26 protein-coding genes are annotated in these 23,285 nt (G+C 41.5%); 4 read left to right on the plus strand and 22 right to left on the minus strand.

The window, feature by feature from the left end:
• Window positions 1-12: 12 nt before the first annotated feature.
• Window positions 13-1,188: an MFS transporter gene (locus tag AC25Y6_RS09110; protein WP_488142759.1), complete on the plus strand. Its 1,176-nt coding sequence runs from the start codon at window positions 13-15 to the stop codon at window positions 1,186-1,188.
• A 112-nt stretch (window positions 1,189-1,300) separates the two neighbouring features.
• Here AC25Y6_RS09110 and AC25Y6_RS09115 read toward each other — a convergent pair whose 3' ends face one another.
• The gene (locus AC25Y6_RS09115; protein ID WP_482101764.1) at window positions 1,301-2,626 is read right to left on the minus strand and encodes an L-cystine transporter; all 1,326 of its coding nucleotides are present in this window, start codon (window positions 2,624-2,626) and stop codon (window positions 1,301-1,303) included.
• A 235-nt stretch (window positions 2,627-2,861) separates the two neighbouring features.
• Here AC25Y6_RS09115 and cls point away from each other — a divergent pair, with 235 nt between their 5' ends.
• Window positions 2,862-4,313, plus strand: coding sequence for a cardiolipin synthase (gene cls / locus AC25Y6_RS09120; RefSeq protein WP_488142760.1), 1,452 nt, complete (start codon window positions 2,862-2,864; stop codon window positions 4,311-4,313).
• A 68-nt stretch (window positions 4,314-4,381) separates the two neighbouring features.
• On the opposite strand, the gene AC25Y6_RS09125 is transcribed toward cls, so the two are convergent.
• The 6 genes from AC25Y6_RS09125 to AC25Y6_RS09150 all read right to left on the minus strand — a co-directional run bounded on the left by AC25Y6_RS09125 (window position 4,382) and on the right by AC25Y6_RS09150 (window position 8,561).
• Window positions 4,382-5,338 carry a M15 family metallopeptidase gene (locus tag AC25Y6_RS09125; protein ID WP_488142761.1) on the minus strand — a complete coding sequence of 319 codons (957 nt, stop codon included), beginning with the start codon at window positions 5,336-5,338 and terminating at the stop codon, window positions 4,382-4,384.
• A 236-nt stretch (window positions 5,339-5,574) separates the two neighbouring features.
• Window positions 5,575-5,823, minus strand: coding sequence for a hypothetical protein (locus AC25Y6_RS09130; RefSeq protein ID WP_482101444.1), 249 nt, complete (start codon window positions 5,821-5,823; stop codon window positions 5,575-5,577).
• A 47-nt stretch (window positions 5,824-5,870) separates the two neighbouring features.
• Window positions 5,871-6,692, minus strand: coding sequence for a membrane protein insertase YidC (gene yidC / locus AC25Y6_RS09135; protein ID WP_488142811.1), 822 nt, complete (start codon window positions 6,690-6,692; stop codon window positions 5,871-5,873).
• Between the two features lie 79 nt (window positions 6,693-6,771).
• Entirely contained in the window at window positions 6,772-7,584 is an 813-nt protein-coding gene (locus AC25Y6_RS09140) for a helix-turn-helix domain-containing protein (RefSeq protein WP_488142762.1), read from the minus strand.
• A 95-nt stretch (window positions 7,585-7,679) separates the two neighbouring features.
• Window positions 7,680-8,033: a hypothetical protein gene (locus AC25Y6_RS09145; protein WP_482106111.1), complete on the minus strand. Its 354-nt coding sequence runs from the start codon at window positions 8,031-8,033 to the stop codon at window positions 7,680-7,682.
• A gap of 75 nt (window positions 8,034-8,108) precedes the next feature.
• The gene (locus AC25Y6_RS09150; protein WP_482106110.1) at window positions 8,109-8,561 is read right to left on the minus strand and encodes a GNAT family N-acetyltransferase; all 453 of its coding nucleotides are present in this window, start codon (window positions 8,559-8,561) and stop codon (window positions 8,109-8,111) included.
• A gap of 99 nt (window positions 8,562-8,660) precedes the next feature.
• On the opposite strand from AC25Y6_RS09150, the gene AC25Y6_RS09155 reads away from it, so the two are divergent.
• Entirely contained in the window at window positions 8,661-9,155 is a 495-nt protein-coding gene (locus AC25Y6_RS09155) for an N-acetyltransferase family protein (RefSeq protein WP_482106109.1), read from the plus strand.
• Window positions 9,156-9,198: 43 nt separating this feature from the next.
• Here the strand turns inward: AC25Y6_RS09155 and AC25Y6_RS09160 are convergent, their stop codons facing one another.
• The 5 genes from AC25Y6_RS09160 to mntR form a co-directional block, all read right to left on the minus strand.
• On the minus strand, window positions 9,199-9,672 hold the full coding sequence (locus tag AC25Y6_RS09160) for a DUF4064 domain-containing protein (protein ID WP_482106108.1): 474 nt from the start codon (window positions 9,670-9,672) through the stop codon (window positions 9,199-9,201).
• 352 nt (window positions 9,673-10,024) lie between these two features.
• Window positions 10,025-10,306 carry a GNAT family N-acetyltransferase gene (locus tag AC25Y6_RS09165; RefSeq protein ID WP_482101451.1) on the minus strand — a complete coding sequence of 94 codons (282 nt, stop codon included), beginning with the start codon at window positions 10,304-10,306 and terminating at the stop codon, window positions 10,025-10,027.
• A gap of 61 nt (window positions 10,307-10,367) precedes the next feature.
• Window positions 10,368-11,237, minus strand: a complete 870-nt coding sequence (locus AC25Y6_RS09170; protein ID WP_488142812.1) for a DUF1002 domain-containing protein — start codon at window positions 11,235-11,237, stop codon at window positions 10,368-10,370.
• An 88-nt stretch (window positions 11,238-11,325) separates the two neighbouring features.
• Window positions 11,326-12,183 (minus strand): CvfB family protein, encoded by an 858-nt coding sequence (locus AC25Y6_RS09175; protein WP_488142763.1) that lies wholly within the window; start codon window positions 12,181-12,183, stop codon window positions 11,326-11,328.
• Window positions 12,183-12,608, minus strand: a complete 426-nt coding sequence (mntR, locus tag AC25Y6_RS09180) for a transcriptional regulator MntR (RefSeq protein ID WP_482101454.1) — start codon at window positions 12,606-12,608, stop codon at window positions 12,183-12,185. The genes AC25Y6_RS09175 and mntR overlap by 1 nt, the downstream gene beginning before the upstream one ends.
• 133 nt (window positions 12,609-12,741) lie before the next feature.
• Between mntR and AC25Y6_RS09185 the strand changes: the two genes are divergently transcribed.
• The gene (locus AC25Y6_RS09185; RefSeq protein WP_482101765.1) at window positions 12,742-12,888 is read left to right on the plus strand and encodes a lmo0937 family membrane protein; all 147 of its coding nucleotides are present in this window, start codon (window positions 12,742-12,744) and stop codon (window positions 12,886-12,888) included.
• Between the two features lie 325 nt (window positions 12,889-13,213).
• Here AC25Y6_RS09185 and AC25Y6_RS09190 read toward each other — a convergent pair whose 3' ends face one another.
• The 10 genes from AC25Y6_RS09190 to AC25Y6_RS09235 form a co-directional block, all read right to left on the minus strand.
• Window positions 13,214-14,326 (minus strand): GNAT family N-acetyltransferase, encoded by a 1,113-nt coding sequence (locus AC25Y6_RS09190; protein WP_488142764.1) that lies wholly within the window; start codon window positions 14,324-14,326, stop codon window positions 13,214-13,216.
• 27 nt (window positions 14,327-14,353) lie between these two features.
• A complete protein-coding gene (locus AC25Y6_RS09195; RefSeq protein ID WP_488142765.1) occupies window positions 14,354-16,462 on the minus strand; it encodes a heavy metal translocating P-type ATPase in 2,109 nt (702 codons plus the stop codon).
• Complete coding sequence (locus AC25Y6_RS09200; protein WP_488142766.1) at window positions 16,449-16,814, minus strand: ArsR/SmtB family transcription factor; 366 nt, start codon at window positions 16,812-16,814, stop codon at window positions 16,449-16,451. Before AC25Y6_RS09200 ends, AC25Y6_RS09195 begins: the two co-directional genes overlap by 14 nt.
• 409 nt (window positions 16,815-17,223) lie before the next feature.
• Window positions 17,224-17,604: a Na+/H+ antiporter subunit G gene (locus AC25Y6_RS09205; RefSeq protein ID WP_488142813.1), complete on the minus strand. Its 381-nt coding sequence runs from the start codon at window positions 17,602-17,604 to the stop codon at window positions 17,224-17,226.
• A complete protein-coding gene (locus tag AC25Y6_RS09210; RefSeq protein ID WP_482101459.1) occupies window positions 17,582-17,866 on the minus strand; it encodes a Na(+)/H(+) antiporter subunit F1 in 285 nt (94 codons plus the stop codon). The genes AC25Y6_RS09205 and AC25Y6_RS09210 overlap by 23 nt, the downstream gene beginning before the upstream one ends.
• A complete protein-coding gene (locus AC25Y6_RS09215) occupies window positions 17,866-18,348 on the minus strand; it encodes a Na+/H+ antiporter subunit E (RefSeq protein ID WP_482101460.1) in 483 nt (160 codons plus the stop codon). The genes AC25Y6_RS09210 and AC25Y6_RS09215 overlap by 1 nt, the downstream gene beginning before the upstream one ends.
• 46 nt (window positions 18,349-18,394) lie before the next feature.
• Window positions 18,395-19,879: a Na+/H+ antiporter subunit D gene (locus AC25Y6_RS09220; RefSeq protein WP_488142767.1), complete on the minus strand. Its 1,485-nt coding sequence runs from the start codon at window positions 19,877-19,879 to the stop codon at window positions 18,395-18,397.
• Window positions 19,872-20,210, minus strand: a complete 339-nt coding sequence (locus AC25Y6_RS09225) for a Na(+)/H(+) antiporter subunit C (protein ID WP_488142768.1) — start codon at window positions 20,208-20,210, stop codon at window positions 19,872-19,874. Before AC25Y6_RS09225 ends, AC25Y6_RS09220 begins: the two co-directional genes overlap by 8 nt.
• Before the next feature lie 3 nt (window positions 20,211-20,213).
• Window positions 20,214-20,636, minus strand: a complete 423-nt coding sequence (locus AC25Y6_RS09230; protein WP_482106101.1) for a Na(+)/H(+) antiporter subunit B — start codon at window positions 20,634-20,636, stop codon at window positions 20,214-20,216.
• Window positions 20,626-23,037: a Na+/H+ antiporter subunit A gene (locus AC25Y6_RS09235; protein ID WP_488142769.1), complete on the minus strand. Its 2,412-nt coding sequence runs from the start codon at window positions 23,035-23,037 to the stop codon at window positions 20,626-20,628. Before AC25Y6_RS09235 ends, AC25Y6_RS09230 begins: the two co-directional genes overlap by 11 nt.
• Window positions 23,038-23,285 lie beyond the last annotated feature (248 nt).

Here is a 23,285-nt window from a genome sequence, read left to right on the forward strand (position 1 = left end):
GTAGGTTTAATCATGAAAAAAGCGATCCTTCTTCTTATGTCCGTGCAATTCTTTGTTTATCTCGGGTTTGGAATTATTATCCCGATTCTCCCCGAAGTCATCTTGCAGCAAGGTTATTCCGAAGTGCATGTTGGCGGACTTCTGACCATTTACGCACTCGCCTCATTTTTCACTGCACCACTATGGGGAGTTTTCTCAGATCGTACAGGTAGAAAAAAACTAATTTTGATAGGCCTTATGGGCTTTAGTCTTAGCTTCTTCTTGTTCGCGCTATTCCTAGAGAACTTGCCGTTGCTATATGCTTCGCGTGTTGTCGGTGGAATATTCTCTGGGGCACTTTACACTGCCGTAACAGGGTTCGTAGCAGATATGACAGATGAAGAGAACCGCAACAAATACATGGGTCTACTTGGCATGTCAATTGGTCTCGGTTTTATATTCGGTCCTGCAATTGGCGGTGTACTTGGTAATGTCAGCCTTCAATTACCGTTTCTAGCCTCCGGTTTATTAACAGTACTTCTTATGGTTTATGCGGGAGTTATTTTAAAAGAGCCTGAACGGCGTGGTGTGGCCAATAAACGCGCAATCCTCCCAAAAGGAGCAGCAACACTTTGGCAATACCGAATCCGCTATTTGTTCCTGTTCTCCTTCATGATAACGTTCCTTCTAGCGGGACTCGAGTCAACGTTCCAATTGTTCCAAATCTCGAAAATTGAAATCACACCGCTACAGCTTGGTTACTTGTTTATGGCTAGTGGATTTGTCGATGCGGCAATTCAAGGTGGGGTCGTCCGCCGGGTGAAAAACGGCACAGAAACGAAATGGATTATCGGGGCGCAGATTGTCACTGCACTTGGACTATTCCTAATCCCATTCTCATCGAGTCTCTTCTGGGCAGGTTTTGCACTCAGCGTTTTCACTGCTGGGAACGCACTTGCACGGACAGTACTCGTTTCATTAACAACAAAAGAATCAGGTGGTAAATATGGAACCGCCGCCGGAATGACGTATTCCATGGATAATATGGGACGCATTATCGGTCCGCTCTTATTCACATGGATTTTCACACAAGAAGCCGGCAATATGTATTACATCTCTGCAGTTCTTGCTCTCCTTTCTATTGCGTTAATCTTTGCTTATAGAAAGTCTGCTAAATCGTTGCGGAACTTGGATACGGCGACTGAATAATTAGCAAAAATAATAAAGGCAACCTCTCTAAATTAATGAGAGGTTGCCTTTATTATTACCGCAGAAGACGTTAACATTTTCTGCGGTATTTTTTATTTTATGGTACAACAATTTACACTTCAACAGTTTGCTTTTTAAGTGGCGCATTGTACAAATCTTTATCCAGTTCACCTGTAACCCGCGCAGTTGTAACCCCAGCCATCATGGAACCGTTGACGTTCAATGCTGTACGGCCCATATCGATTAGCGGCTCTACCGAAATCAAGAGTCCTGCTAGTACGACTGGCAAGTTAAGTGCCGATAAAACTAGAATGGCTGCAAATGTCGCTCCCCCACCCACACCGGCAACTCCAAATGAACTGATTGCCACGATCGCGATCAATGTAATAAGGAATGTCGGCTCAAGTGGATTTTGTCCAACAGACGGTGCAATCATAACCGCAAGCATCGCCGGATAGATTCCTGCACATCCATTTTGGCCGATTGACAAACCAAACGACCCTGCAAAGTTAGCAATTCCATCAGGCACACCAAGACGTTTGGTCTGCGTATCGATATTAAGTGGAAGTGCTCCTGCACTCGACCGTGAGGAGAATGCAAAAATCAATGCTTCCGCTACTTTTTTCAAGTATGTGATTGGATTCAAACCACATAACGCAATAATAATTAAGTGAATACCAAACATGACAATAATTGCAACATAGGACGCGAGTACAAATTTACCTAGACTAAAGATGGCAGCAAAGTCAGACATTGCGACAGTGCGCGCAATAATCGCTAAAATCCCATAAGGCGTCAACCGCAATACTATTTTTACTACGCCCATGATTAAAGAATAAATAGCATCGATTCCTTTTTTAACGGTAGCCGCATTTTTCTCGTCTCTTCTCGTTAGCGTCAAATATGCAAATCCGAGAAATGCAGCAAAAATGACAACCCCAATTGTTGATGTTGGTCGTGCACCCGTCATATCAAGGAACGGATTCGCCGGAAATAAGTCGATTATCTGATCTGGCAATGCGCGATCTGCAACATCAACGGAACGTTCTTCAATCTCAACGCCGCGAGCAACTTCAGCATCCCCTTGCACAATTTCAGATGCATCAAGTCCAAATAGAACTGTCGCAGCAATCCCGATGACTGCGGCAATCGCCGTTGTACCAACGAGAAGCCCTAATATTAATCCGGCCATTTTCCCGAAGTTTTTACCGATTGTTATCTTCGTGAATGCCCCGAGTATTGATATGAAAACAAGTGGCATAACAATCATCTGGAGCAACTTGACGTAACCTGTTCCTATCAAGTTGAACCACGGCATTGACTCTTGCAGTATGGACGATTCTGTCCCGTAAGCAAAATTTAAAATAAGTCCGTATACAATCCCGAGCCCGAGTGCAGTAAAAACACGTTTTGAAAACGAAACCTTTTTGCGATGCATACTATATAGTATACCGACTAGCAGTAGCAAGCCGACGATATTCAAAATCAGCAATAATATATCCACATTTTTTCCTCCTATTATTAATAATGGCGTAAAGTACAAATTACACTCTATACTTTTAATACCAACCAGTCAAGTAGGTTTTATTGTTGCAATTGTCACTATTATCTTCATTTTCCTTAGTTATCCGTTATACTAATAAAATAGGCATCATTTCTGAAGGAGGTAGCTAATGAGTCAACTTATCAGCATTTCAGTGATAGCAGTTTTTATCTTGAATATATTTCTTGCGATTGCTCTTATTTTTCTAGAAAGAAGAGATCCTACCTCAACTTGGGCATGGCTCCTTGTCATATTTTTCATACCATTCTTTGGTTTCTTCATCTACCTTTTACTCGGCAGGCGGCTCAGGGAAAAACATCTTTTTCGCTGGGAAGGTCGGAGTAAGATCGGAATCGATCAATTAATTGATTATCAAATTGAAGCAATCGAAGAAAACACCCTCGAATTTAGACTTGACGACACTGCACATTACCAAGATATGATTTACCTTCACCTAAGAAATAACCACGCTGTGTTGACCCAAGACAATGACGTTCAAGTCTTTAACGATGGGGCAGCTAAATTTGACGCACTTATTCATGACCTTGAACAAGCCAAAGATCACATCCATTTTCAATACTACATTTTTAAACTCGATACCCTTGGAACTAGGATATTAAACGTTTTGATTCGGAAGGCAAAACAAGGAGTTAGAGTGCGGGTGTTATTTGATGATATCGGTTCAAGGGGACTTCGCAAAAGGCATTTGCAAGAACTGATAGATAACGGTGGGGATGTTGAAGCATTCTTCCCAGCTACGATGCCACTCATCAACCCTCGGATGAATTTCAGGAATCATCGCAAAATAGTTGTTATTGACGGACGCATCGGATATGTCGGCGGATTCAATGTCGGTGACGAATACTTGGGTCACAACAAGAAGTTCGGCTATTGGCGTGATACACATCTTAGAATTGAGGGTAGCGCGGTCCATCCTCTTCAGACAAGATTTATATTGGACTGGAACCAAGCATCTGAAAAAAATGATATTGAATATGCGGAACACTTTTTCCCGGCAATCCCAAGAAAAGGTTCAGTCGGTATGCAAATCGTTTCTAGCGGGCCTGATTCCGAGTGGGAACAAATTAAAGACGGTTATCTAAAAATGATATTCATTGCGAAAAAATATATCTATATCCAAACACCTTATTTCATTCCCGATATCAGCTTTTTGGATGCTCTACGCATCGCTTGTCTTTCAGGAATCGATGTACGAATAATGATTCCAAATAAGCCTGATCACATGTTTGTTTACTGGGCCACCTACTCGAATGTTGGAAAGCTATTAAAAGCAGGTGCTCGTGTTTATATTTACGAGAACGGTTTCCTGCATGCAAAACAGATTGTCGTAGACGATGAACTTTCGACTGTCGGAACTGCCAATATCGATGTACGCAGCTTTAAATTGAACTTTGAAGTCAATGCATTCATTTATGATCGACAAAAGTCACATGAATTAGCCGAGCTGTTTGAACAGGATATGCAATTATCAACTGAATTGACATATGACATGTATTTGGAACGTTCACGTATGATTAAGGTAAAAGAATCTGTCTCTCGTTTATTATCGCCAATACTATAAATTAGAATGAAAGGGACGTACCGATAATTCGGTACGTCCCTTTTTGAAGAATGCAGAGTAAGTTTACTTTACTGTATACCAAGATATTCTTCCAATGTGATTTTCCTATTGTAGATGTCAGTTGCAATTTCTGTTCCAACATAGCGGTAGTGCCACGATTCATGCATATAACCCGTGACAAGTTCTTTTCCTTCAGGGTATCGCATAATGAAACCGAATCGATGCGCATTTTTTGCCACCCATTTACCCGCACCTGTTTCTCCAAATGATGATGATGCAAAATGCTGTTCAAAATTCACTTCACCAATGTCGAATGCGAGTCCTGTTTGGTGTTCGGAATAACCTGGGCGCGCACTGTATGTATCGGCTGCACTCTTACCGTCACGCGCAACATATCGCTCGTAAAGGACAGTCTGATAATCATACGAACGATACGTGCTGAAAGCCGTCAAAATGTACTGTGATAGTTTTGCTTCTGCCGCCATCTTTTCAAAGGCTGTGCGCGCTTCTTTACTCTCACCCTCCGCATAATCTTTCGGCAACGGATACTTTTTGTTGGCTATCAAAATGTTTTTAACGTATTTCGGTTCTTTTGGAAGTACCTGCCCTGCAATATATCCACCCTTGTCAATCAAGAGTGCCGGTTTTTCTGTAGTGCCAGCATCTGTATTGTCGTTTCCAGAGGATATGGATGGTGGAGTAGTTGGCTTCACTGGTTTTTGATTCGTTTTTCCCTCTGCATCCGGATCAGCTACGTCAGGCACTTCTGACTTATCGTCGCCATTCTCCACGGGATCGTTCAGTTCATTCGGTTCCGTTTCAGGAGCTACAGTTTCATTCAACGTCGAACTCGGAAGGCCAATGACTTCCTTGACTTTTTGTACACTTTTCTCTACATCCCAGTTATTCAACCCAACCCAAGTCACCATGCCAGTCACAAGGATTCCAGAAATAAGTAGCGTGAACGTCAAAGCTTTACCACGTTTCCTATTTTTTTTATTATATTTATTGTTTTTCCGTCCCATTGTCGAGCCTACCTTCTCAATATATATCTATATTCTATCATCATTTTTCTTTGCAGTCAGCGTAAACTATCATTTCATTCTACTAAGTTAACAACTCGTGGCAGCACATGAAATGGTCGTCTATTCAGCATCCTCCATTTTCATCGTACTGATGACTAAGAAGAAATATGCCTTTTGGATGTAGCCCTAATAAAAAGACGCACACCGGAAATTTCAGTTCCCAGTGTACGTCTTTTTCAAGCAACTATAATAACAACGAGTCCCACAATAAATGCTGTTCCAAAAAAGAGTGACATCCATAACATCCATTTCGACTCACGCGTCATACCCTGGTCACGAAATGATAATGAACGAGCTCCATTCGTCAATGAAAATAGTGCGAGCATCGATAGGACAGCAAAGTATAAATTCAGTTTGATAATGTAATAGATAGAGGCTATTGCAGCCGCCCCAATTCCGATTCCAAACAACCATTTTGCTTGCATGTATATACCTCCAAAAAAAAGACCGAAGATTTCTCTTCAGCCTACTCTCATTTATCTTCTTTTTTATCTAGCTCTATTTCTTTAACTTCTTCTTTTTCTTTTTCTTCAATAATAACTTCTTCAGCACCTTCTACTACGACCTCAGGATGCTTATAGTAGAACTTGCGCCCCAAATACGTTTGGAAGATAAGGAGAAGTCCGCCAACAGCCCAGTAAAGGGGTAATGCCGCCATCGCTTGAAACGAAATGAACATAATCATGATTGGTGACAAGTAAATGAAAGCCTTCATCTGTTTCTGCTGCGTTTCAGGCATGGTCCAAAGTGAGACACGTGCTTGAACGAAGTAAACTGCACCTGCAAGTACCATCATAATCATATCGGGTTCCCCAAGGTTAAACCAAAGGAACGTGTGTGATTGTACTTCAGGGGAATTCAAGATAGCAAAGTAGAGGCCCATGATGACAGGCATCTGAATAATCAACGGAAGACAACCCATGTTAAGCGGGTTGACGCCATGCTTCGAATATAGCCCCATCATTTCTTGCTGAAGCTTCATTTGCTCATCTTTTAGTTCTTTTTCTTTCGCTTCTTTCAAACGTTTCTGAATGTCTTCCATCTCAGGACGAAGTGCATCCATTTTTATCTTCATGTTCTGTTGCGCCTTATAGTTTTTCAACATAAGTGGCATAAGGATGACTCTTATTAATACTGTAATCAGGATAATCGCTAGACCGTAACTCCCATTGAAGAAGTCACTGAAGAAACTAAGTGACCAATCCATTGGCTTAACAAAAAGATTATAAAATGTACCTTCTTTGTTCTCGATGGCCGCACATCCGCTTAGAAATATGGCAGTAGTCAGTAACATCGTTAGTAACCCAATCTTCTTCTTCAATAAACTCACCTTCACTATTTCAAACTACTGAAATTATACCCTAATAGCACAATCAATTACAATGTTTGACCTTTAAAGAATCAGTTTCTTGTATAGGTAGACTGTAATGAAAATACTCCCCCGCCAAACTACTTCGGAACCGTCTGGGCGTTTGGCCCGTATATTTTTTAAACATACGGGTAAAATAACTTTGATTGCAAAAGTGGAATTTGTCGGATATACAAGAAATTTTCTCTTCAGAAAAACGAAGATTGTATTGAGATTCTTCGACCTTACGAATAGCTATGTACTCCACTAGAGTAATACCAGTATGTTCTCTAAATATGCGAGATAAATGGCTCGTACTAATGCTGTACTTTTTCGAAAATTCCTCAACAGTCATAGACTTTTCCACGTTTTCATTTATATACTTGATGACATTATTCACTGTACTATGCATCAGTACTGGCTGTTTTCTCTTCGAAAATACATGTATATAATACTCAATCAATTCATATGCCAGTTCAACAGTATTTTTTTCATTTAATTTACCAGCTATCAACATGAAACACTCTAAATTGAAATCTATCGCCTTACTAGCAGAGTGAGATGTACACTCTAACTTTCTTGCCACCATCGAGGATAGTGTGATTAGGTAATATTTCACAGCATCAAATTTGTTGGTCTTAGTACGGGCTGTAACACAATTCAGAACTACTTTCACTACTTGCTGTGCTTCTTTTTTTTCAGAACGGATTAGATGGTTTAATAACTTTTCTTCTAAGCGGAAAAAGTTTTCTACTTCTCTGTTTGTATTCCTTTTTCCCTTTTTATCAATTTGCATTTCATACTTTGTTTGGTGTTGACTTTCCGTTGCCGTATTCATTTTTTCACCTCGTTGTTCAATTGTTAGTTGTATCTGATATATTCGAAAAAAAGCACTCCCTTATTGGGAAGTGCCTTTGGTACCATCCGTCAATACTATTTATTGGATTGTTCCGTTATTGGTTGATCTGATTCTTTTTTGTGATATAGTCCGTCTGTTTCAGCCGTCATCTTCACGTCGTCTTCAACTTCTTGGTTATAATAATGGACACTTGTTTGAGCACCTTCACTGACCATTTTATTATCTTGAAGATCGTACGGATCCGAATGACCAACTTTTGTGTCGGAAGAGCGGTTTAACTTTTGTGATTCAATAAAGGAATCAACTTTTGTCTTCATATTTCCGAAAGCAACTTGTGCCTTATCTCTGTTTTCCTTTTTACTGAAGTAAGCATATGCACCAGCTGCAATCGTTGCAAGTAGTAAATTGTTATTTTTTTTACGAGCCATTCAAATCATTCCTCCCAAATATAATAAAGATGCGTTATGTAGTGAGTATACCCTCATCTTCCCATTTAGAAACTATCATTCATCACCAATATATAAAATCATATCTATATGTGGAATTCCTCCATCGTCATAAGGCTTAGAAACGGCTTCAAATCCATGTTTTCCGTAAAAGCTTGCAAGATGGGACTGTGCTTGTAGACGGATTTTTTCTGGACTCCATTCGTCTGTAATGTAATTAAGGCACTTTTCCATGAGCTCATGCGCAAGCCCTGACCCTCTTTTGTCTTGTCTGACTATTACGCGTCCAACTGAGGGTTCTGGATACTTCACATTCGACGGAAGAAGCCGCGCATATGCAGCGATTCCTCCTTCATCTAAGCAAAATACATGAATTGCTTTGTAATCGTGACCATCTACTTCATGATACGCACAGTCCTGTTCAACAATGAATACATCAACTCTCAACTTCAACATTTCGTATACTTCACGACCGCTTAATTTCTCAAACTCTCTGTAAATCCATTCCATATAAATCTCACTCCCATATATTTCAATTTGATTACATCGGTAGTTATTGACTCTGTTATTTGGTATAATGACAAAAAGAAATGCAGAGGTGACAGTGCGATGATCCGACTGATGACAGCTAAGGATAGTATGCACGTTCAACAAATTGTACTCCACACTTGGAGCGAAATGTACAATGGGACCATTCCCAAAGATGTTCAAAAATCATTTATCCATCGCTCTTATTCGGATGCGATGATAATGAAGCGTATGGAGAAAACATATGTAGTGGTAGCAGAACACAAAGGTGTTCCAATCGGCTTCGCAAACTTCACGAAAAAAGATGAAGATGGTGATTCCGAATTGACCGATATGTACATTTTACCTTCTCATCAACACAATGGATATGGAAAACGGCTATTCGATTACATGTTATCGTTACTTTCTGACGCGCAACAGCTGTTCGTCTATATAGATGGGCGCAACGCTATCGGACGCGCCTTTTGTGAAAAACAAGGCTTCCAACTAATTGATGTCTTCGAAGAGCATTTTGAAGGGTATCCTGTTGAAACTGCGCAGTATGTCTATTGTATTCGCCAGCCTGTACTTGTTTAGTAAAAAAACGCTTTCCTCCAAACGGAGGAAAGCGTTTTTTTCATTATAAAGGTCTCATCTTTCCGTTATACTGATCATCTACAAAATGGGGTTCTTGAGTTAATGGCGGTTTCTTTATGAAACATAGAATTCCGGCAATATAGAGAAGTATTGAAGTAATGTTTAAAAATCCTCCCAACACCCCGGCAATGATAAATAGTATTCCAGCCAGTTTTGGATTTTTGTTATTCCAAATATTTACGACCCCGATAACTATCAAAACGAGACTTATAATCAAGGCAATAATGATTAACCACATAAAACCACCCAAGAAATTAAAGGCTGTAAGGAAAATCTCAATGTCTGCAGGATTAAGCGTAGGATCAAATAATAATATCTCCGTTCGGAATTCATCCTGGAACGTAGGATCTGACTTGATAAAATTCAAGAATGCCAGTATCGCAAAGCTTAGAATAACTCCTAACACTGTTAGAACTGCACTAATAATCGATAATACTTTTTCTACTGTGCGTTTCACGAAATACACCCTCCTTTATAGCTATGTATATGTCTATACGTTTTACATGGGAATAAGTTTCATCTCCCACGCATTATCTGTTTAATATGTTTGACTCTTGTCTTAAAGGGTAATAAATAGGTATTCACCATTTATACTTTTTGACGAGAGGGGACGTTACAAATGGAGAAAAAACTAATTTTCAGTCAAGCCGACATGATGTATACGATCGCCGGTGCTTCAGTTTTAACGAGTATTTTGTACTTCATTACATTACTGTGAGGGATACGAATGAACCAAATTTCATTAGGTAAAATATAAAAGGCAATCCGTAGTTACTATAACTAAATGGATTGCCTTTTATATGTTCACATCATACTTTGAGGTCGTCGTAGTCTTTATAACGTTCAAACGCAGTTACAACGTATGAACAAACAGGCTCCATTTTCAGTTCTTGTTCACGGGCGTAATCAGCTGCGCGATCGAGTATTTTTTTTGCAACCCCTTGGCCACGTAAATCTGGGGAAACGAAAGTGTGGTCCATTACCATGACGTCACCAAGAATAGTCCACGTAATTTCGGCTAGTATCTTTCCATCTTCTTCATGACGGAACGCGAATGCGTCCCCACCTAATTCCACAAATTCGAATTCCATTTAAATTGCTCCTTTTCCATAAATTTAAATCACTGAAATTTCACCACAATTCGGAACATGTTTACTTAAACCACGATTGAACAGATTCGATCAGATTCGCGAAAAACTCTTTCACTTTATCCCAGAATCCTGGATCGATGTCACCTATTGTATCTTTAATCTTAGTTGACATATCGGAAAGTTGCTCAGAAATCTTATTAAAGTCGATATCTAGACTTCTTATCCTATCCATTAAGTCAATTAGCAATTGACGGTCAGCTTCGCTTAACTCGATATTGTATTTCTTCAGCTGTTCAGCCACAATCTTTTCGACTTCTTCCTTAGTCGCAGGATTTTTCTCTGCAATTTGTTTCTTAATATCCGTTAGAAGTTCGGCAACTTTATCACTCTCGACTCCAGTTTCTTTTGCAAATTTCGTCGCAAGATTCAATTCATCGTTAGCAACATCCGTCCGCTCCGTATCGAGCTTCTCGCCAGTTACTTCATAAGCTTTGTATATACCAACAAGCGCTGAGTGACCCGTCACTTTTTTGGGTGATGCCACTTCAACAATTGCATCTTCAATACCCGCTGTTAGCATTGCTGTAGCGTATATTTCTGATGTTACTTGTGTAATGTTATCTTCAGTAACAATACTGATGACGAGTCCTTTGCCTTCTTCTTGCCTCGTAATTTTAGCTGAAGAATACATTCTTGCCTGACTATTTCCATCTTTAATATATTTCACAAGGTCACTGCCGTCAACGGTGATTTCTTCAACTTCCGCTTCTTTTGCAACGCCTAAACTTTCTTTAACACTTTCTTTTTCTGCATCGGATAAGTTCGCACCATATACGACAATTGGTACACCCAGTTTCTCATTAATAATCGGGTCTTCCGCACTTACAGTTGCCGGTCCCAGAATTCCGATAGCTAATACGGCTGCAATCATTGTTGTTAGTAGACGTTTCAATGAACATTCCCCCTTCTTTACATGAATAAATACGATTCGGGGTCAAAAAAGTTCCCTTGCTTCAGTGTTATTTCAATAATGTCTTTCCTTCACCTTGTTCAATTCTGCCCTCTTTCATGAGTTTACCGAGCGCACGCTTGAATGATGCTTTGCTCATATTGAACACTTCTTTAATCTCATCTGGTGTCGACTTATCAGTAAACGACATGCGCCCATTGGCTTTGTCTAAGTAACGAAGAATTGTTTCAGCGTCGTCGCCTAAACGCTCCTCTTTACGTGGGAGCATTGACCCATTCAATGTTCCATCTTCACGGACACCAATTATACGTACTTTCATTTCCTGGCCGAGACGGGGTTCGCGTTCCTGTTCCGTATTGTGAATGAAGATACGGTAATTTTCCGAAACACTAAGCATGAATGATCCTACTGGCAACAGACGGTACGCTCTAGCTTTTATATCCATATTGAACACGGATGAAGGTGCTTCGACAATTTGTTCCAATACGCGTTCTTCCGTTGCAAGTCGTCCAAAAATCGTGCCGCCCAAATCCATACGAAGTGTCATATACAGCGCATCATCCGTTTTTGGCCAAAGCGCCCGCACTTTTGGCATGTCATTTTTATTAACTAGCACTTCGATAGAGGAGCCGATGTCCACGTAGACCCCTTCATGTTCATCTACTCTGATTACACGTGCCCACCCAAAAGTGTCAGCTGTCATGTGTGGAATTTGCATGGTCGCTGAAAGTTCTCCACGCCTGTTTGTATAAAGAAAGACGTTAACTTTATCACCTGCTTGAATGTCCTCATCCGCATCGGATGTGTTCATCATAATATGATCGCCATCTCCATCCAATACCCACCTCGAACCATCCTGCTCCAATACTACCAATTCTGCTTTATAACCCGATTTAAGTTCTTCCATTACTTATCAACCTCTTTCTCAAAATCCATTACTCGTAACTTTCTAACAAACTCATCATCTTGTCCCATCGCTTCAACAAGATTTGTTATTCGATCCATCGCATTCCAGCTAAGGTGATGTTCAATTCCTTCTACGTCCCCATAAATGTTTACTTCGTCAACCCCGATAATGCGAAGAAACTGTTCCAAAAGATCATGACGCCGTACAAGTCTTTTTCCGAATTCAGATCCTTTGTCCGTTAACTCAAGACCTTTGTAACGTTCATAGACAATATACCCTTCTTTATCTAGACGCTGTGCCATTTTTGTTACGGAAGAAGGAAGAACTGCCAATGATTCTGCAACGTCAGACACACGCGCAACGCCTTTCGCTTCAATATGCAAATAAATCTGTTCTAGATAGTCTTCCATACCCGGTGTTGCCAACTGTAACGCCTCCGTTATGTATGCCCGTACTCAATCCGAATTACTCCTGTCTCCTAAACTCTGCGTTTAACTTATCGATAGAGGGGGTAAATATTAGAATACATACAGTAAAGGGGTGAGGCACTTGGGTCGAATTTTATGGTTAATCATTGTAGCACTATTCGTATTTTGGTTATTAGGTCTAGTTTTTAAAATTGGTGGAGGACTAATTCATATTCTTCTTGTAATTGCGGTTGTTGTATTTATCTTCAACCTCATTACTGGAAAACGGAGCGTGTAACGAAAGGGATGTCGACTCAAGTCGGCATCCCTTTCTAATGCACTCTTTCAAACTTTGGTAGCGAGACGGCTACTTTCGCTTTTCTTGTCTAGCTGCAGGCGCCAGACGCTCGGGTCATAAGCCTGGAAGCCTGAGCGGTAAAGGGCGCCGCTAATCCTTCCCGACTTATGCCGGTCGCGTCTAAACGGCGCCTTTCGCTTTTCATTGTCTAGCTACAGTAGCCAGCCCCTCGAGTCGCTTCAGTCTTACTGTTAAAGGCAAAGAACGCCTTTATCAGTAAGACCTCCAGCGCTTTTCGGGGCTAAACGGCTACTTACGCTTTTCATTAGTCTATTTTCGCATAGATGCATGTATTTCGTAAAACATTACCATCCGGTGATAAGGAATCTTGGTTTAATATCCCTTCAAGCGTAAACCCAGCACGTTCAGCGACGCTCCGACTTTTCATGTTTTCTTCGTCACAGCGTATTTCTATTCTGCGGGCCCCCAGTTGTTCGAATGCAAATTGCTCAATAGATTTCACAGCTTCGGTCATATAGCCTCTACCCTCAAATTCCGTAGCCAACCAGTAACCGATTTCAAACTTTGGAATCGACCAATCAATTCGATGAAGCCCTGAGGAACCAACGAATTTGCCAGTCTCTTTTTCGTATATATGAAAGCGCAGGTCAACACGCGTGATGAAATTTGCAATTGCTTTTCGTAAGCTCTCCTCTGTCATATGCAGCTCAGGTTCCGGTTGCGCCCACGGCATCCACTTGCGAAGCGCCGGTAAGGAATCTCGTATTGCGTTCCAGGCATCCATTGCATCATCAAGTTTTGGAGCACGAATAACTAACCGGTCCGATTCGAATGAATCCGAAAAGCTTGGTATAAACGGAGTCCTTGCAGGCTTCCTTGACTTCTCACCATCTTCCCAAATGACAGGAGTCGTCGTCCCCGCCATAAAGTCTTCACGTGTTATACCATAGGTCACTGCATCGTAATAGGAATTCTCTTTTGGTGAAAACCAAGCTTTCCGAAGATGCGCTTCTTTAACAAAACCTGCCCGTTCAAACGTTTTTCGCATCGCTAAGTTATCCTGCCTTGTGTGACCTTCGAGACGTATTTTATTGCCAAATAAATTAAATACATATTCTGCTACAAGCCTTAGTGCTTTGGGTCCGTAGCCGTGCCCTCTCGACATATCCGCTATTCGTAAATCGAATAACGGAATGGTATCTTGTAAATCGTATATCTTCACAATGCCCACTTTTTCCTCGTTTTCATTTTCTACCCAGAATGTTTTCACTTCATCCGACCCATATCCGCCTTCTTCAATTGTTTTTTCAATCAGATGACGACCGGGATCAGAGTTGCCGTGGAAAGGCCACGTATTTGTAGTGATAAAATGAATTAACTGTTCCTGCTCTTCCATAGTCCATTCTTTTAAATGCATTCAATTTCGCCTCCGTTTAGAACCTGCTTACTTATTAACACGCAACAAACGAAGCGAGTTCAGTACAACGAGTAATGTCGCACCCATATCCGCGAAGATGGCAATCCATAATGTTAGCCAACCGGGAATGATAAGGAGCAGCGCAATAATTTTTAAGCCTAATGCAAACATAATGTTTTCTTTGATGATTCGCAATGTTTTCCGGCTAAGTTTTATTGTATAGGGCAGTTTTTCTAAATCGTCTGCCATCAGTGCAATATCAGCTGTTTCAAGAGCGGCGTCCGTTCCTGCCCCGCCCATGGCAATCCCGACAGATGCTGCCGCTAAAGCAGGGGCGTCATTGATTCCGTCACCAACCATGGCGACACGGCCATATTGTTTGCTCAATTGTTTAATTGCTGTCAGTTTGTCTTCAGGCATCAGACCGGCACGCACATCCGTAACGCCCAATTCAGCAGCAATTGCTTCTGCCGTCACCTGATGATCTCCTGTCAACATAACTGAATGACGGATTCCAATACTCTTCAATTGTTGAAGAACCTCTCGGCTTTCCGCGCGAATCGGATCCGTTACTGCCAGCAATCCACCGAACACCGATCCTGATACAATAGCCATCACTGACTTCCCTTGCTGTTGAAGAGATGCTGCTTGGTGTAAGACTGACTCCGGCAACGATGACAGCTCCTGCGCCCAACTGATACTACCGATATAAGTCCTCACGCCACCAACTTCAGCATAGGCTCCTTTTCCGGTTACCGATTGAAAATTTGAAACCTGGACTTTCTGCGCACCGAATGCATGAGCATAATCAACGACAGCTTTCGCAAGCGGATGCTGCGACAACGACTCGACGGCTGCGATTGCATTTAGTAATTGCACTCGACTTCCTTCATCACTAGGAATGAAATCTGTTACTTCCGGATAGCCTTTTGTTAACGTGCCCGTTTTATCGAAAGCGACAACATTAAGCCTTCCCGTCTCTTCAAGGTGGATACCGCCTTTAATAAGTACGCCTTGACGCGCAGCGTTTCCAATCGCGGTCACGATCGCTACCGGCGTGGAAACTACAAGCGCACACGGACAACCGACGACAAGTACTGCGAGTCCTTGATAAATCCAAGCGCTCCAATCCCCACCAAGTAAAGGAGGAATGATAGCCACTAAAATGGCAATCACGATAATAGCAGGTGTGTAATAGTTGGCAAATTTATCGACAAACTTTTGCGAAGGCGCTTTTTCTGCCTGCGCTTCCTCTACAAGGTGGATAATTTTTGCAATTGTTGTATCCCCAACAAGCTTCGTGACCGTTACTTCGAGCGCTCCTTCTTCATTGAGCGTTCCTGCAAATACATTATCACCGCGCTTTTTAAGAACAGGAATAGATTCACCTGTAATTGCCGCTTGATTCACTGTAGATGCCCCCGTCAGGATCGCACCGTCCATGGCAATCTTCTGTCCAGGTTTCACGATGAGGATATCTCCGACGCGGATGTCTTCTGTCAAAAGCTCTACGAATTCTACTCCGCGTTTTACCAAAGCAGAGGGCGGTGCAATATCCATTAACTTTCGGATTGACTGCCGAGCTTTGTTCATTGAATAAGCTTCCAAGGCTTCACTGACTGCGAACAAAAAGACAACAACCGCGCCTTCACGCCATTCCCCAATGATTGCAGCCCCGATAATCGCAATGGTCATTAGTGTTTTCATATCAAATTCAAAACGAACAAGGTTTAGCAATCCTGTTTTGAATATCCCCGCTCCGCCAACTACGATTGCAATGGCAAAAAATAGTATTGCCGTCGGATGCGTTTCTGAGTAGAGGAATGAGATAGCCATCCCTACTATTAAAAAGACAAGCGAAAAAAGTGTAACAAGATTTTCCTTGCGTTTAAAGAAAGGTATCTTCGCTTCAATTTCCTTACGCTGTAACGAAACCACTTTAATACCATCAAAAGCACCCGCTGCTTCAAGGTCTTCTATGCTTGCAGTACCACTGAATGCTAATTTAGAAGCACCAAAATTCACTTGCGCGTCTTGTACAGCGGGTAACTTTTTGACGTTATTTTCGAACTTCATCGCACAACTGGCACAAGTCAGATTCTCAAGTCGATATTCTTTCTTTTCAACCGTTGTCAAATTCAACACCTTCAATCGCATGCTCATGTGCAATCTTCACAAGTTTGTAGACGTGATCATCTGCAAGTGAATAGTAGACCATTTTCCCTTTTTTCCTGGACTTAGCAAGTGCTTGAACGCGCAAATACCGTAAATGATGGGATGCAGTAGCGACTGAAGAACCAATGACTGCCGCAACATCGCAGACACACATTTCTTCTTCTATCGTCAAGGAATAAGCGATTTTCAATCTTGTTTCATCTGCCAACGCTTTGAATATTCCTACTGCAGCTCCTAAATCCGGGAGCGCTTTCTGTACACCTTCAACGACTTCTTCATGAACTGATACCACTTCACACACTTCTTTTATCATCCTATATACACCTCATTCAAATGTTTGTTTGATTGTAATTAGTATATGCAAAATTCCGAGAAGTTGCAAGGTTAATCAAACGGTGGTTTGAATGATTATTTGTTCATCGATGTATCAATATACTTGCACGTACGAAAATCAGACTTTCTGATAAAACGTGGCACGACTAAACCGCAAATATTGTCTTAGGGATGATACTATAATTCAAAAGTTGAAGTGATTTGAATTTGAATAGGATACTTAAAAAAACATCCTATATTTGTTCTTGTGGTGACCGTTCTCGTCGTTGTAATCACAGGTAATTTATCTATTTACCGATAGAAGACGCTCGCTTCAATCACGAAAAGAGTGTAGCCCAGTGATAAGTGGAGTCTCCTTTCGGTAGACAAATAAAAGGATAGTCCCGACTCTAGTGGCCGGTCCCATCCTCATCTGTTTTATCCTTATGTAAAATATCATACAATTCATCCTCAGTAGAAATCGCTGCAAGTTTTACATTCGAACGGTAAGCTGCACGGACAATCACATGTCCTGCAACCGGTGCAGTCAGAAAAACAAATACAATTCCTAGCAATAGACGGACACTTACGAAGTGTTGACTAAACAAAAAGTAAATGAAAGCGCCCGACAAAGTCAGCAAAACTGAGAGCGTCGAGCTTTTCGTAGCTGCGTGGGATCTCGTATAAACGTCAGGTAACCGAAGCAGTCCGAACACGCTGATTACGCTCGCAATTCCGCCTAGCAAGATTAGAAATGCACCTAGAAATTCACCGATCGCGTTTACGTTCAACAATAACACCCCTCTCAATGAATTTCGAGAAGGCGATTGTTCCGATGAACGATAGAATTCCCATTATGAGGATGACTTCTAAAAACGACTTTGTGTTCATCATTACTGAAATGACAGCTATCGTCGCAATTAAATTGACACCTATGACATCAAGACCTATAACCCGGTCCGGCATAGATGGTCCGAGAATAATCCGTATGACAGCAATGGCTATTGTTATCGAAAATAATATGAGCGAAGTTGTTAGCATTACTTGAATCATTAGCGGGTCACCTCCATGATCGCTCTTTCAAAGTTATGCAACTGCATTAAGAGTCCATCACGTGATTGTTCGACGTCCATCGCGTGGATGTAAAGTACATTTCCCTCAGGGGATACTTCCATGACGACAGAACCCGGGGTCAATGTCAAAAGCAATGATAGCAACGTTACTTCCGAATCACTATTCAATACAGTTTCATATTTGAAAATACCTGGTTTAATTTTCAGCGTTGGGCTAAGAATTTGTTTCAATACGACGACACTGGATTTGGTCAACTCCGAAATGAAGATGAAGAGCAACTTAATGGTTGCGTATAAGCGGCGCAAGTAAAATCGGGTACCGAAAAATCGGTGCATGAAAAATATGATTCCAATCCCTACTAGGAAGCCAGCAAAGAAAGTCGTAAACTTCAACTCGTCTTCATCCATTAGGAGCATCCAGAGCAAAGCTATAAATAAATTCAACAATAATTGGGCTGGCATAAACGGTCACCTCTTCTTTACGGTTAATGGATAGGAGTGTTCTCGATTATCCGTTGCCTTTCAAAACTGCGTCGATATAAATTTCAGGATTCATCAGCGTGCGTGCCGCATCAGAAACGTATGGTGCAAGTCCCTCTGCTCCAACTCCCAATGCAATAGTCAAAATACCGAACAGCACGAGTGGAATCAGCATCCCTTTTTTAAGCGGGACATCGTCATCTTCATTAATGATTGTTTCACCCCAGAAACAGTTCAAGAATATGCGCAGTAATGAGTAAAGCACGAATATACTTGATAGGAAGGCAATGGCCAGCAAGATGAATGAACCTGCTTCAATCGCTCCCTGTCCAATGTACACTTTGCCGATGAATCCGCTAAGTGGTGGAATTCCGGCAAGCGACAGCATCGTGATGAAAAATAGCCAGCCCAGCAACGGATAATTTCGGATCAAGCCGCTCATTTTTTCAATCCTGCCTGTTCCTGTCAAGTAAACCATCGTTCCTGCAATCAGGAACAACAGTGCTTTGATAATCATGTCGTGAATCAGATAATAGATAGACCCTTGGATTGCCACTTCTGTCGAAACAGCTAGTCCAACAAGTATAAATCCGACTGCAATGACGACATTGTAGGAAACAATCTGTCGAATATCATTGTAGGCGATTGCACCGAAACATCCGCCAATCATCGTTACCGCGGCCATGATGCCAATCATCGAATGTGTTACACCCGGCTCGTGATAAAAGATGAGTGTAAACACGCGGAACATAGCATAGATACCCACTTTCGTAAGTAACGCACCGAACAAGGCCGCAACTGCTGTCGGCGGTGCACTGTATGATCCTGGTAGCCAAAAATAAAGAAGTAGTCCAGATTTCAAACTGAAGACTATTAAAAATATAATACTAATCACTGTCAATAGTGGCCCTTGTCCGACTTCTGCAATACGAACGGATAGATGCGCCATATTGAGCGTTCCTACTGTGCCGTATAAATACGCGATGCCGACTAGGAAAAACCAAGATGACAGCACATTTATGGAGACATACTTTATCGATTCGACAAGTTGTACCTTCCTACCCCCAAGTGTAATAAGAACGTAGGAAGCTAATAACATCACTTCGAAACAGACGAATAAGTTAAATAAATCACCCGTCAAGAACGAGCCGTTTACACCAGCAATGAGAAAAAACACGAATGGATAAAAGAACATATTTTCATGTGCCCTTCCGATTGAAGAAAACGCATAAATTAGAATGATTCCTGTAACAATCGCGGTCGTCAATACGAGTAGCATGGAAAATGAATCCGCAACGAACGAAATCCCGTAAGGCGGCAACCAGCCACCGAAATCAATCCGTAAAATCCCATCCGCCTGAATCAGATTCAATATGTATATACTCACGGCGATGGTCACTATAATGGAAACTAGACTGAATCCCCGTTGAGTTTTTATATTGCGTCTAAGAAATATTAGTAAAATCCCCGTCAATAAAGGGATAATCATCGGCATTACAACAATATTATTCATCTTCGAACCCTCTCAATGCAGTCAGACTGTCCGATTCAGTCTCGTTGTATGTTCGGTAAGCTAGTACCAGTAAAAACGAAGTCACCGCAAAGCTGATTACTATTGCTGTGAGAATTAGCGCCTGCGGGAGAGCATCCGTATAGCTTTCTGCATTTTCACCTAATAGTGGGACAGCACCTTTTTTCAGTCCACCCATCGTCATTAGGAGCAAATGTACAGCATGTGACAAAATAGCAGTACCTAGAATAACCCGAACCAGACTTTTGGATAGCAACAAATAGACAGCAACCGTTACCAGCACTCCAACGAGTATCGTTATTAACGTTTCCATCAGCTACACATCCTCACTAATACTTAATATAATTGTTACGACGACGCCGACAACAGTCAGCGCCACCCCAGCCTCGAAAAGAACCATAGTCGACAGCTCTGTTTCCCCGAACACTGGTAAATTGACATGGCTAGCCGTAATTGTTAGGAACTCAGCGCCGAAGATAACCGGTCCGAGTCCCGTTCCCACAGCGAGCAAGACACCGAATGCTGCAATTTTCTTGAAATCGAATGGAATTCCCTTATGAACTGTTTCGATATCGAATACCAAATAGAGCAGGACGAAAGCAGAAGAAAGGACAAGACCGCCTATGAAACCCCCTCCGGGATTATTGTGGCCAGATAGGAACAATTCAACACCAAACGTCAAAATGATGAAGACAACGATTTTCGTCACAGTTTGTAAAATGACATCATTAGTTTTCAACGTCCTTGTCCCCCTTCCCCGCCTTTAGTTTAATTAATGTAAACACTCCGATTCCCGCGATGAAAAGAACGACAACTTCCAACATTGTATCGAATGCCCGGAAGTCACCCAAGATTGTATTTACAATATTCTTTCCACCCGTGAGCTCATAAGCATTTTCAAAATAGCTGGAAATTGAATCGAACATTTTATTTCCCTGGACGATTAATGCCAGAACCGTTACAACCGTTCCAACTGATACCGCTATAATGCCTCTTGTAATCTTTGATGAACGGGTTGCTTTCTCTTTGCTCCATTCCGGTAAGAAATAATAACATAAAAGAAATAACGCCGTAGTCACGGTTTCTACGATAATTTGTGTTAAAGCTAAATCTGGCGCTCGGAATACAACGAAGAGAATCGCAATTGAATAACCGAGAACACCATTTAAAAGAATTGCAGTTATACGCGATTTTGCAAAGATAATCGCTATACTCGCACCCATCATTACGAAAACGATGATGAATTCATTAATTGTAATAGGCGCGTCATTAGAGAAATCAATGGAAAACCCGCCTGTCCATAATAATCCTCCACCAACCGTCACAATGAAGAATATAAATATATAGGCAAGATAATCCCTAAGGTAGCCTGTCATATAAGTCCGTGTCAGGAATGCCGACCCATTTTCCAACTGCGATAATAGACCGTTATATGCAGTATCGAGATTCCAACGCATCGGGACAATCGTATAAATCCCTCGCCAATATCGGAGGAATGTATAAAGTAACGTGCCCAGTATGACGACACCGAATGTCATCAGTAATGGCATATTAAATCCGTGCCAAGCGGATATATGCGGAACAAGCCCTTTTGCCCCTTCAAATGGTGGATAGATTGAAGCCATCGCGGGACTCAATAAATAACGTCCCACGACATTCGGGAAGAAAAAGATTCCTAGGACAAGTAATGCAAGAATTGAGGGTGCAATAAGCATGCCCACTGGAGCTTCTTGTGCCTTCCGGTCAAGACGATCCGGCTGATGTTTCCCAAGAAACGTCTGGAAAACGATAATCATGCTATAAACAAATGTCAACACACTCGCAAGCCAAGCGACGACCGGTATGAGCGTTCCCCATATTGGCCCCATTGCAAAAATATCGAGGTTGCGAATAATTAATACAGATTCAAAAAACATTTCTTTACTAAGGAAGCCATTAAACGGTGGTAATCCAGCCATCGAAAAACTTCCGATAACCCCAATTGTAAATGTCACAGGCATAAGTGACATTAGTCCACCAAGTCTCCGGATATCCCGCGTACCGACCTGGTGATCAATAATACCAACGACCATGAATAATGCGCCTTTGAACGTAGAATGGTTAATTAGATGAAACAAAGCTGCAAATCCAGCTTGCGTGTAAATAACCGAGTCCGCACTGTAGCCTTCGTTCAGTGCCGCAGAACCAAGTCCGAAGAGGCTCATAATCAGACCGAGCTGACTGATAGTAGAGTAAGCCAACAAGGCTTTAAGATCTGTTTGCCGAACAGCGTTAACTGAACCCCATAACAAAGTAAATATCCCTACACCAGTCACTGTATAAAACCACACCGATTCCCCACCAAATACAGGCGTAAAGCGTGCCACTAGGTAAATTCCCGCCTTTACCATTGTTGCAGAGTGTAAATAGGCACTAACAGGTGTCGGCGCTTCCATAGCATCTGGTAACCAGATATGGAAAGGGAATTGTGCTGATTTTGTAAAGGCACCGAGTAGAACGAGCAACATTGCCGGTATGAAAAGAGTTTCATCTGTATACTGGCCAATGGTCCCAATTATTTCACGCACACTAAATGATCCCGTCATTGCATGAAGCATAATAAAACCGGCAAGCATCCCCACTCCGCCTGAAACTGTAATCAGCAACGATTTTTGCGCGCCTGATCTGGACTTTTTCCTGTGATACCAAAACGCGATTAATAAGAATGACGAAATACTTGTCAATTCCCAAAAAACATAAAGTACCATCAGATTATCTGACAGGACCACACCGAGCATTGCACCCATGAACATTAAAAGATAAACATAAAATCGCCCTAACGTTTCACGTTCGGATAAATAATATATGGAATAGAGAATGACTAAACTTCCTACCCCAGTTATAAGTAGAGCAAAAATCATACTTAGTCCGTCAAGATACGTCGTAAAATTAATTCCTGCAGAATCAATCCATTTAATTGTATGTATATACGTTTTCCCTCCCGCAACAGAAGGAATATAACTAGCAAGAAAAATAAATAATGTTAGTGGAACAACCATGACAAACCATCCGATATTTCGGCTCGGGACCCGCTTATAAATGTACGGGATAAAGAGAGCAGCCAAAAACGGAGTGAAAATGGCTAACGTAATTGATAACAAATGCAAACCTCCAGTTCTAAACAGATTAATCCCGTTGATTTTATTCACCTAGAAAGTATACGGAACCAGTAGCTCTGAGTGTGTAGGGAATGTAAATTTTCATAATAGTTAAGTGTGCACTTGACCTGCGTCGTATCTGACGGGATAATAGGGAGCTATAGCTAACAAGCAGAAGGGGAAACTCTATAAGTTTATACAAGAAATTATACACTATAACAGTATGGTTAGCACTTTGAAGGCATTCGATT

The organism is Sporosarcina sp. Y1004, from assembly GCF_057669665.1.

Bases quoted from the DNA above. Each gene is read 5' to 3' on its own strand.
- AC25Y6_RS09110 (WP_488142759.1), top strand. From the start codon at position 13: ATGAAAAAAGCGATCCTTCTTCTTATGTCCGTGCAATTCTTTGTTTAT.
- AC25Y6_RS09115 (WP_482101764.1), bottom strand. From the start codon at position 2,626: ATGCATCGCAAAAAGGTTTCGTTTTCAAAACGTGTTTTTACTGCACTC.
- cls (WP_488142760.1), top strand. From the start codon at position 2,862: ATGAGTCAACTTATCAGCATTTCAGTGATAGCAGTTTTTATCTTGAAT.
- AC25Y6_RS09125 (WP_488142761.1), bottom strand. From the start codon at position 5,338: ATGGGACGGAAAAACAATAAATATAATAAAAAAAATAGGAAACGTGGT.
- AC25Y6_RS09130 (WP_482101444.1), bottom strand. From the start codon at position 5,823: ATGCAAGCAAAATGGTTGTTTGGAATCGGAATTGGGGCGGCTGCAATA.
- yidC (WP_488142811.1), bottom strand. From the start codon at position 6,692: ATGTTACTGACTACTGCCATATTTCTAAGCGGATGTGCGGCCATCGAG.
- AC25Y6_RS09140 (WP_488142762.1), bottom strand. From the start codon at position 7,584: ATGAATACGGCAACGGAAAGTCAACACCAAACAAAGTATGAAATGCAA.
- AC25Y6_RS09145 (WP_482106111.1), bottom strand. From the start codon at position 8,033: ATGGCTCGTAAAAAAAATAACAATTTACTACTTGCAACGATTGCAGCT.
- AC25Y6_RS09150 (WP_482106110.1), bottom strand. From the start codon at position 8,561: ATGGAATGGATTTACAGAGAGTTTGAGAAATTAAGCGGTCGTGAAGTA.
- AC25Y6_RS09155 (WP_482106109.1), top strand. From the start codon at position 8,661: ATGATCCGACTGATGACAGCTAAGGATAGTATGCACGTTCAACAAATT.
- AC25Y6_RS09165 (WP_482101451.1), bottom strand. From the start codon at position 10,306: ATGGAATTCGAATTTGTGGAATTAGGTGGGGACGCATTCGCGTTCCGT.
- AC25Y6_RS09170 (WP_488142812.1), bottom strand. From the start codon at position 11,237: ATGATTGCAGCCGTATTAGCTATCGGAATTCTGGGACCGGCAACTGTA.
- AC25Y6_RS09175 (WP_488142763.1), bottom strand. From the start codon at position 12,183: ATGGAAGAACTTAAATCGGGTTATAAAGCAGAATTGGTAGTATTGGAG.
- AC25Y6_RS09190 (WP_488142764.1), bottom strand. From the start codon at position 14,326: ATGCATTTAAAAGAATGGACTATGGAAGAGCAGGAACAGTTAATTCAT.
- AC25Y6_RS09200 (WP_488142766.1), bottom strand. From the start codon at position 16,814: ATGATAAAAGAAGTGTGTGAAGTGGTATCAGTTCATGAAGAAGTCGTT.
- AC25Y6_RS09210 (WP_482101459.1), bottom strand. From the start codon at position 17,866: ATGATTCAAGTAATGCTAACAACTTCGCTCATATTATTTTCGATAACA.
- AC25Y6_RS09215 (WP_482101460.1), bottom strand. From the start codon at position 18,348: ATGCCAGCCCAATTATTGTTGAATTTATTTATAGCTTTGCTCTGGATG.
- AC25Y6_RS09220 (WP_488142767.1), bottom strand. From the start codon at position 19,879: ATGAATAATATTGTTGTAATGCCGATGATTATCCCTTTATTGACGGGG.
- AC25Y6_RS09225 (WP_488142768.1), bottom strand. From the start codon at position 20,210: ATGGAAACGTTAATAACGATACTCGTTGGAGTGCTGGTAACGGTTGCT.